Raw genomic sequence first — 9,025 nt, 5'->3', positions numbered from 1 at the left:
CAGGAGGCCTTTCAGTTTCTGGACCTGTCTGTCAGGGGAGGCGGGGTTGTCAGGGGCCATGGGGGTGACTTCCGGTTGTTCATGGGAATGAACACAGCATGAAACAGCCCGGTTAACAGGGGGTTAAAACAGAAACCAGCCGTCTGTTTCAGGGCGCAGGTCCTTGCGGCGGTTTTCCGGACCGTTTTGCCAGGGCGATACAGGTTCCGATGGAGACAATACTGCCAGCCTCAAGAAGACGGCTCGTGGTTTCGTCCTTTGTGTATACGCTGCCGCCCACAAGGCCCAGGGTAATCAGCAGGCCGGACGTGAGAGCCGCCCGGTTGAAGGCCTGCCGGTGGCGGCCATGCATCAGATTATCCAGGAACATGGTTTTCTCCCTTTGTGCGGGCCCTTGTGCGGATTCCGGAATCTGGCATGATTCCCGCCGGCCGGCAACAAGGGAGCCTCTCCATGCGCATTGTGACCCGCAACCGGATCCTGCTGGTTCTGGCCCTTGTGCTGTCAGTCCTGGTGGCGGCTGAGCGGATGGGTGCATTCCGGACAGAACCTTCCGGATCTTCCCCGGCGGTGGAGACCCTGACCATCGAGACCGGGGACGGAAGGCTTGTCCCGTTCCGGGTGGAGCTGGCCCTCACGGCAGAACAGAAAATGCAGGGCCTGATGCACCGGGATCATCTGGACCAGGATGGGGGAATGCTGTTTCTCAGCGACACTGACGACGTCATGGGCATGTGGATGAAGAACACCCTGATCCCGCTGGATATAGTTTTCATCACCGCAGACGGGCGGATTGCCAATATTGTGCCGGATGCTGTGCCGGGCGATCTGACGCCCCTGATGTCGCGGGGACCTGTCCGCGCGGTGCTGGAGATCAACGGAGGCCTTGCATCAAAGCTTGGTCTGAAGTCCGGTGACCGCGTTCTTTATCCGGCGTTTGGCCCGGACAGATAGAACCTGCGCCCCAATAACCTTATGGACGGCTGCCAGGGGTCTCCCAGGGCATCCTCGCAGATGGCGTGAAAGGTCAGAAGGCGTACAGTGGCCGTGGAATCGTCCGGACCGTGCTGCAGGGCGTTTCTCCATCCTGTGGTTTTTCCCGCATTGCGGACACACTGCCGGTAGACTTCTGCGGGTTCTGCACAGAACAGGGCGTGGGCGGCTTCGTAATCTGCGCCGGACATCACCTGTCCGAAAACCTGGCAGTTTTCCGCCAGGGCTGCATCCATACCCGGTATCCAGGGCAGCAGGCGCCGGTCGATAACGTAGGAAGGGGCGGAAACACACCCCGCTATCATTCCCGTGACAGCTGCCCCGGCCAGAAACCGCTTCATCACATTCCCCCCGAATCCAGATGGTTTGAATACTATAGCTTCAAATCAACACGATTTCCAGGGGCACAGGATTTCGGGACGTGGACGACCTTGTCCTCTCCTGTAAAAAAGGGGATTGCGCAGCCCGGATGAACAGTCCAGAGTCATTTTTCCGTACTGCGGGGACAGGCCTGTCCGCCCCGCCCAGACTGCTTCCGGGAATATCTGTGCCATGAGAATCGAAAGACGCTTCACGCGGGAAGACCAGGATGTTTTTGAGGGCGTTGCTTTCCGGTCAGTGATCAGCGAGATCCGCAATCCTGACGGCAGCGTTGTCTCCTGGGCCGAAGGGATCGAGGTTCCGGAGTTCTGGAGCCAGACCGCCTGCGACATCCTGGTGCGGAAATACATCCGCCGCGCCGGTGTTCCGGCGGCCCTGAAGCGGGTCGAGGAAAACACGGTACCCTCCTGGCTGTGGCGCCATGTGCCGGACGAGGCAGCGCTGGACTCCCTGCCGTCGCTGCAGCGGTACGGGGCTGAAGTCTCGGCCCGCCAGGTGCTCCACCGCCTGGCCGGAACCTGGACGTACCAGGGCTGGAAAAACGGCTATTTCGACGCCGAGGTCGACGCCCGCGCCTTTTACGACGAGCTGCGGTACATGCTGTGCCACCAGATGGCGGCGCCCGGCAGTCCCCAGTGGTTCAACACAGGCCTGCACTGGGCGTACGGCATTGACGGCCCCGCCCAGGGGCATTTCCATGTGGATCCGGCCACGGGGCAGGTAGTGCCTTCCGCGTCCGCCTATGAACGGCCCCAGCCCCACGCCTGCTTTATCCAGGGAGTCTCGGACGACCTGGTGAACGAGGGCGGGATCATGGACCTGTGGGTGCGCGAGGCGCGCCTGTTCCGGTATGGATCCGGGACCGGCACCAGTTTTTCCCGCCTGAGGGCCGAGGGAGAACCCCTGCCCGGTGGTGGATACTCCCCGGGCCTGATGGGGTTCCTGAAAACGGGCGACCGGGCCGCGGCGGCCCTGAAGTCCGGCGAGATTACCGGCCAGCCCGTCAGGACGGTGTGTCTGGACATCGACCACCCCGACGTCGGGGCCTTCATCGGCTGGAAAAGCGTCGAGGAACAGAAAGTGGCCTCACTGGTCACGGGATCCCGGGTCATCCGCCGGCAGCTGGACGCCATCATGACGGCCTGCAGGGAAGGGTGTGACCCCCAGATCAATCCCGCCCTGAAAAAGGCTGTGCGGGAAGCCCGCAATGCCGAAGTGCCAGAGAACTATATCCGCCGCATGCTGCAGTTTGCGCAGCAGGGCTTCACGGCGCTGGATTTCCAGGTCTATGACACCGACTGGGATTCAGAAGCGTACGACACCGTTTCGGGCCAGAGCACCAGTCTGTCCGTACGCATTCCGGATGCCTTCCTGAAGGCCGTGCGCAGCGATGACGCGTGGGAGCTGACCTGGCGTACCGACGGCCGTCCCGCGCGCCGGGTGCGGGCCCGGGACCTGTGGGACAAAATCGCCACGGCCGCCTGGTCCTGCGCCGATCCGGGTGTCCAGTTCGACACCGCCATCAACGAATGGCACACCTGTCCCAACTCGGGCCGGATCAGCGGATCCAGCGCCCGCTCGGAATACCTGTTCCTGGATGACACGGCGTGCAGCCTGGCGTCCCTGAACCTGATGCGGTTCCGCCAGCCCGACGGCCGTTTTGACGGGGAGGGTTTCTCCCACGCCTGCCGCCTGTGGACCATTGTGCTGGACATTTCCGTTACCATGGCCCAGTTCCCCTCGCGCGAGGTGGCGCGCCGGTCCCACGCCTTCCGCCCCCTGGGTCTGGGTCACAGCAATCTGGGCGCCCTGCTGATGGCGTCCGGCCTGCCGTACGACAGCGATGCCGGCCGCGCCCTGTGCGGCGCCATTACGGCCCTGATGACGGGAACAGCGTATGCCGCATCGGCAGAGATGGCGGCGGATCTGGGCTATTTCCCCGGCTATGCCTCCAACGCCGCTCCCATGCTTCGGGTCATCCGCAACCACTGCCGCGCGGCGCAGGGCGGGGCAGGGGGGTACGAGGGGCTGTCCACCCTGCCGCAGCCCCTGGAGGCTGCACACTGTCCCGACCGCACCCTGGTGGAAGCCGCGCGAAATGCCTGGAACACCGCCCTGACGCACGGCGAGGCGCACGGATTCCGCAATGCCCAGGTGACAGCCATTGCCCCCACGGGCACCATCGGCCTGCTGATGGATTGCGACACCCGGGGGATCGAGCCGGACCAGGCGCTGGTGAGGTACGGAAATCCGGCGACGGGCGCAGTGCCCAAAACCATCAGCCTGTCTGTGCCCCTGGGTCTGCAGGCGCTGGGCTACAGCCGCGCGCAGCAGCAGGAAATGGTCCGCTATGTGCTGGGCCGCGGGACCCTGAAGGATGCGCCGGGTGTCAGCCATGCCGCCCTGAAGGCAAAGGGCTTCACCGATCTGGCGCTGGCGGAGATCGAGGCCGGGCTGGGCGAGGCTTTTGACATCCGGTTTGCGTTCAGCCCCTGGACGCTGGGCCATGAATTCTGCGCCGAAACCCTGCAGATCCCCGAGGAGGACCTGGACCGGCCCTCCTTCGACATGCTATCCTGGCTGGGCTTTTCCGGCGGTGAGATTGCCGCCGCAAACGCATACTGCTGCGGCGCCCTGACGCTGGAAGGCGCGCCGCACCTGAAGCCGGAACACCTGGCGGTGTTTGACTGCGCCGCGCCCTGTGGCCGCACGGGCATCCGCAGCCTGTCCGCAGACAGCCACATCCGCATGATGGCGGCCGCCCAGCCCTTTGTCTCCGGCGGCATTGCGAAGACCATCACCCTGCCGCACACGGCCACGGTGGAACAGTGCCGGGCCGCGTACATGTTGTCCTGGACTCTGGGCCTGAAAGCCAGTGCCCTGTACCGCGACGGATCAAGGCTCAGCCAGCCGCTGATGGCCGGCCTTCTCGCGGACGACGACCAGGATGCCGCGCAGGTCCGCGAGGTGGTGGAAAGGATCATGGAATCCCCTGCAGCCGCCCGCATTCCGCAGGTGGCGGAAAGGATTGTCGAGCGCGTGGTGGAACGGGTGGCTTCGGCTGCGCGCCAGAAACTGCCCGACCGGCGCAAGGGCTATACCCAGAAAGCCAGCGTGGGCGGCCACAAGGTCTATGTGCGCACGGGGGAATATGAGGAAGGCCGCCTGGGCGAGATCTTCATCGACATGCACAAGGAAGGCGCGGCGTTCCGCAGCCTGATGAACAACTTCGCCATCGCCGTGTCCCTGGGTCTGCAGTACGGCGTGCCGCTGGAAGAGTACGTGGAGGTCTTTACCTTCACGCGCTTTGAACCCTCCGGCGCGGTCGAGGGCAATGACACCATCAGGATGGCCACCAGCGTGCTGGACTATATTTTCCGCGAACTGGCCATCAGTTATCTGGCCCGCACCGATCTGGCCCACGCCACGCCGGCGGACCTGCTGCCCGATGCCACCGGCGCCGGGGACAGGCAGGCCACGCTGCCCCTGAAGCCGGGGAAGGGGACTGATCCGACTCCCGCTGCGCCTGCCCCTGCGGTTGCGGAAGATCCGCTGGAAACCGTCAGACGGGTGGCCAGCCGGGGCTATATGCGCTCGAACCTGAGGGTGGTGGGAGGAACCGCCATGTCCAGCAACACCGAACTGGCTGCTGTGGCCATGGCACACCATGACCGTTACGACCACGAGGACGAGACGCTGCAGCGCACCCGCATTCAGGAAGCGCGCGAGAAAGGCTATGAAGGAGAGGAATGCCCCGAATGCCGCGCCATGACGCTGGTGCGCACCGGCACGTGCCTGAAGTGTGAGACATGCAATACGACAACTGGCTGTAATTGATGAAGGTTTTTTGTCCCTGTTTCAGAACCCGCTGTGGCGAGGCAAACACCAGGAGCGAGGAACGCAGGACCGGAGCGTACATGGATGTACGTGAGGATCCGAGTACCGCTGCGACGCAGCAGTTGCCCGCCGCAGTCAGGGTTATGGAACAGGGATCATGACCGGTCCTGAAATCGAGCGCCTGATACAGTTATTGTCCCGCCTGCCCGGGCTGGGGCCGCGTTCGGCCCGCCGGGCGGCGCTGCACCTGATGAAGAAAAAGGAGGAGGTTCTGGAGCCTCTGACCGGCGCGCTGGCGGAGGCTGCGCGGGTCATTTCCACCTGCGCCACATGCGGCAATCTGGATTCCCGCCAGCCCTGCTCGGTCTGCTCTGATCCGAACCGGGACACGGGGCTTCTGTGTGTGGTGGAGGATGTGGGCGACCTGTGGGCCGTCGAGAAATCGGCCGGATACCGGGGAATGTACCATGTTCTGGGCGGGACCCTGTCGGCGCTGGCAGGCGTGGGGCCGGATGATCTGGCGATCCCGTCCCTCATGCAGCGGCTGGGGCAGGGCCATGTGCGGGAGCTGATCCTGGCCCTGAACGCCACGGTGGAGGGCCAGACCACAGCCCATTACATCGCCGACCGCGCGGCGCATTTCTCCGGCCTGTCCGTGACCCGCCTGGCCCATGGCGTGCCCGTGGGCGGGGAGCTGCACTGGCTGGACAGCGGGACCCTGGTGGCGGCCCTCAGGGCCCGCATCTCCCTCTCCAAAGAGGGGATTGGCTGAAAGAAAAACCATAGTGTCTTATAGGTCCCTGATCTTCAGAGGCTTATGGTGAGTCATGACATCGTTTTCGTTTCGCAAGCGGATTGCAGTGCACGGGCTTGCAGTTCTCACTCTTGCTGCGCCTGCTGCGGGACTGGCAGAGCCTGGCAGGTCCCATGGTCCACATTTCCAGGAAGGTATATCCATGGGAACACGATCATGGTCCGTATCCCCGGAAGAAACAAAACCAAGGTTTCCGGATCATGATGATCTGGCTGCCGGATACTTTCCTGACCGCCAGAATCCGCAGCAGGCCCTGTTTCTGAATCCGGATGGCGGGCGCGGCATTCTGCCCCTGGTTGTGGTCTGGTTCTTTGCCACAGGACAGTTCCGGGACGCCCAGCGCCCCAGGGATCCGGACGGGATTGTGACCTGCGAGACAGAGCATCAGAGGGCCCTGTGCAGAACCATGCTGGCCCGGATCATGGCAGATTATCCGGACAGGGAACTGCCCCTGGCTGATGTGCAGTCACAGGAAACGGTTATGGAAAAGCCCCTGTGGACGGGACAGGTTCTGTCCGTCGCCATGGGAACGGACAGCAGGATGGCAGACCGGAGGATCAGGGCCAAGGCGCTGCAGGCCTTTCTGGGAACTTTCGAGGCGGCAGACAGTGCGGAAAAACGTTTCCTGGCCTATCAGGCGCTGATCGGGGAAGGGATTGGAGCCGGCAAACCGTATTATGACCTGGAAGGAAGCCTGAAAGGGGTGGCTGTCAGCCTGAGAACAATGGTGACGGATCCTGGAGTGACAATGCCGGATGCCTGCCATTACGCGGACTATGCCGCAGTAGCCCGGGAGCTTGCGGGGAAAACCCCTGTCCCTGCCGATGAAACGCAGCGGGATAACAGGGGCTGGTACCGGTCCAGGATCAGCCAGCTTGGACGTCAGGCCAAGGGTATTTGTACAGGCAAAATTCTCCCGGGAAGAAGACCGGAAGAGGAACCCGAAGAGCCTGTCTCCACCCTGATGACCCCTTCTCCCGGTGCCTGACCGCCCCTTATTCCCGGCTGCTGCCCATGAAGCTCAGCAGGAACTGGAACAGGTTGATGAAGTTCAGATACAGGGACAAGGCGCTGAAGATGGCCGATTTGGCCAGCATGTCCGGATCCATGGTTTCCGAATATTCATTCCGGATGGCCTGCGTCTGCCAGGCGATGAGGCCGGAGAAAATGAGGACGCCTGCTGCGGAAATGGCGAAGTACAGGGCGGGCGCTGGCCAGATCATGTTGACGATCATCGCGATCAGCAGCCCGAACAGGCCCATGGTCATGAAACTGCCCATGGCGGACAGGCTGCGGCGGGTGGTGTATCCGTACAGGCTGAGGCCCGCAAAGGCCGCGGCTGTGACGAACAGGGTGCGCACGATGCTGGTGTCCGTATAGTACTGGAACAGCAGGGACAGGCCCACGCCCTGCAGGGCCACGAAAGCCCAGTAGAGCATCTGGATGGTGCCGACCCTCAGCCGGTTGATCATGAAGGAGCCGAAAAGCAGGATCAGCAGGGGCGCGATGATGGCTGCAAATCCCAAGGCATTGGGCGCCAGGGCCGGACCCTGCGGCGTTTCCGCTATCCTGAAAAAGATCTCCTGCAGGGCCGGCACACGGGCCAGCAGGAACGCCACCAGGCCGCTGACCGCAAGGCCCGAGGCCATATAGTTATAGACCCCCAGCATGTGCCGGCGCAGGCCCGCATCAACCTGGACGCCCTCGGCGGCCTGGACAGGGGAGACATAGCGGTTGCGGGGTTCAGGGATCATGGCTATCCTCAGACTCCATAGTGAATGGATATCACTCTATATTATTGTACAGATTGCCGGGCTGTTCAAGTCCAATCGGAGGATAAGGCGTGGCAGAAAAGGCTTTTTCCCCTCCCTGGGCCGGTCTCACCGCGGATTCCCGCAAAGTGAAGCCCGGATTCCTGTTCGCCGCCCTTCCAGGGGTCAAGGACGATGGCCGGCAGTTTATTCCCGCCGCCATCCAGGCCGGGGCCACGCATATCCTTGCCCCTTCCGGAACACAGCTTCCCCCGGAAGCAGCGGGTGTAACCTTGATCCAGGACGGCAATCCCCGCCGGTGCCTGGCGCTGGAGGCCGCCCGGTTTTACGGAAAACAGCCTCCCACAATTGTGGCTGTCACTGGCGCCAACGGAAAAACCTCTGTCGTCTGGTTTGTGCAGCAGCTGTGGGCCGCGCTGGGGATAAAGGCCGCCTGCCTGGGGACTGTAGGTCTTCATGGAGGCGGTTTTGACCGGGACGGCAACCTGACCACCCCTGATCCTGTGACCCTGCACGCCATCCTGAAGGAGGTAGCGGAGGCCGGCGTGGACCATCTGGCGCTGGAGGCCTCCAGCCACGGTCTGGACCAGGAAAGGCTGGCCGCCGTGCGCATCGCCGCGGGCGGATTTACCAACCTGACCCGGGACCATCTGGACTATCACGGTTCCATGGACGCCTATTTCCGCGCCAAGTCCCGGCTGTTCGAGGAGCGGATCCAGGAAGGCGGAACCGCAATCCTGAATGCGGACACGCCCCAGTGCGCCTCCCTGTCCGCCATCGCGGCCCGCCGGCGCCTGCGGGTTCTGACCTATGGCGCTGCGGGGAAAGATCTGGTGTTGCGCGGCATTACGCCTGTGTCCGGCGGCCAGCGCCTGCAGCTGGAGATTCTGGGCCGGGCCCATGACCTGGTCCTGCCCCTGATCGGGGAAGTCCAGGTCTTCAACGCCCTGTGCGCGCTGGGCCTGGTCATCGGCACGGGATCGGATCCTGCCTTGGCAACAGAAGCCCTGTCCCGCCTGAAAAGCGTGCGGGGACGGATGGAAAAGGTCCTGACGTTACCGGGTGGCGCCACAGTATATGTGGACTATGCCCACACGCCGGATGGGCTGGAAACCCTGCTGAAGGGTCTGCGGGCCCATACGCAGGGCCATCTTGTGGTGGTTTTCGGATGCGGGGGGGACAGGGACCGGGGCAAGCGGCCCGTGATGGGCCGGATCGCCTGCACCAT

The 9,025-nt window shown here is 63.4% G+C and carries 8 protein-coding genes; 5 read left to right on the top strand and 3 right to left on the bottom strand.

Features of this window, described 5'->3' with window-relative positions:
- Positions 1 to 148: 148 nt before the first annotated feature.
- A complete protein-coding gene (locus M3O22_07240; GenBank protein ID MDP9196540.1) occupies positions 149 to 370 on the bottom strand; it encodes a hypothetical protein in 222 nt (73 codons plus the stop codon).
- Positions 371 to 417: 47 nt separating this feature from the next.
- Here M3O22_07240 and M3O22_07235 point away from each other — a divergent pair, with 47 nt between their 5' ends.
- Positions 418 to 954 (top strand): DUF192 domain-containing protein, encoded by a 537-nt coding sequence (locus tag M3O22_07235; protein MDP9196539.1) that lies wholly within the window; start codon positions 418 to 420, stop codon positions 952 to 954.
- Here M3O22_07235 and M3O22_07230 read toward each other — a convergent pair.
- Complete coding sequence (locus M3O22_07230) at positions 927 to 1,334, bottom strand: hypothetical protein (GenBank protein ID MDP9196538.1); 408 nt, start codon at positions 1,332 to 1,334, stop codon at positions 927 to 929. The two genes, M3O22_07235 and M3O22_07230, sit on opposite strands and share 28 nt — an antisense overlap.
- A gap of 211 nt (positions 1,335 to 1,545) precedes the next feature.
- Between M3O22_07230 and M3O22_07225 the strand changes: the two genes are divergently transcribed.
- The 3 genes from M3O22_07225 (at position 1,546) to M3O22_07215 (ending at position 7,013) form a co-directional block, all read left to right on the top strand.
- A complete protein-coding gene (locus tag M3O22_07225; protein ID MDP9196537.1) occupies positions 1,546 to 5,211 on the top strand; it encodes a vitamin B12-dependent ribonucleotide reductase in 3,666 nt (1,221 codons plus the stop codon).
- 157 nt (positions 5,212 to 5,368) lie between these two features.
- The gene (gene recR, locus M3O22_07220) at positions 5,369 to 5,983 is read left to right on the top strand and encodes a recombination mediator RecR (protein MDP9196536.1); all 615 of its coding nucleotides are present in this window, start codon (positions 5,369 to 5,371) and stop codon (positions 5,981 to 5,983) included.
- Positions 5,984 to 6,167: 184 nt separating this feature from the next.
- On the top strand, positions 6,168 to 7,013 hold the full coding sequence (locus tag M3O22_07215) for a hypothetical protein (GenBank protein ID MDP9196535.1): 846 nt from the start codon (positions 6,168 to 6,170) through the stop codon (positions 7,011 to 7,013).
- Between the two features lie 7 nt (positions 7,014 to 7,020).
- Here the strand turns inward: M3O22_07215 and M3O22_07210 are convergent, their stop codons facing one another.
- Positions 7,021 to 7,779, bottom strand: coding sequence for a Bax inhibitor-1/YccA family protein (locus M3O22_07210; GenBank protein MDP9196534.1), 759 nt, complete (start codon positions 7,777 to 7,779; stop codon positions 7,021 to 7,023).
- A gap of 89 nt (positions 7,780 to 7,868) precedes the next feature.
- Here M3O22_07210 and M3O22_07205 point away from each other — a divergent pair.
- Positions 7,869 to 9,025, top strand: a 1,157-nt coding sequence (locus M3O22_07205; GenBank protein MDP9196533.1) for a UDP-N-acetylmuramoyl-L-alanyl-D-glutamate--2,6-diaminopimelate ligase, incomplete at its 3' end; no start/stop codon positions are given.

The organism is Pseudomonadota bacterium, from assembly GCA_030775045.1.
Taxonomy (GTDB): Bacteria; Pseudomonadota; Alphaproteobacteria; order JALYJY01; family JALYJY01; genus JALYJY01.
Note: the sequence above shows the minus strand (reverse complement) of the source record. Positions and strands in the feature narration are given on the sequence as shown.

What these genes read in the sequence shown, in the direction of transcription:
- M3O22_07240 (MDP9196540.1), bottom strand. Translation starts at nt 370, where the DNA reads ATGTTCCTGGATAATCTGATGCATGGCCGCCACCGGCAGGCCTTCAAC.
- M3O22_07235 (MDP9196539.1), top strand. Translation starts at nt 418, where the DNA reads ATGATTCCCGCCGGCCGGCAACAAGGGAGCCTCTCCATGCGCATTGTG.
- M3O22_07230 (MDP9196538.1), bottom strand. Translation starts at nt 1,334, where the DNA reads ATGAAGCGGTTTCTGGCCGGGGCAGCTGTCACGGGAATGATAGCGGGG.
- M3O22_07225 (MDP9196537.1), top strand. Translation starts at nt 1,546, where the DNA reads ATGAGAATCGAAAGACGCTTCACGCGGGAAGACCAGGATGTTTTTGAG.
- recR (MDP9196536.1), top strand. Translation starts at nt 5,369, where the DNA reads ATGACCGGTCCTGAAATCGAGCGCCTGATACAGTTATTGTCCCGCCTG.
- M3O22_07215 (MDP9196535.1), top strand. Translation starts at nt 6,168, where the DNA reads ATGGGAACACGATCATGGTCCGTATCCCCGGAAGAAACAAAACCAAGG.
- M3O22_07210 (MDP9196534.1), bottom strand. Translation starts at nt 7,779, where the DNA reads ATGATCCCTGAACCCCGCAACCGCTATGTCTCCCCTGTCCAGGCCGCC.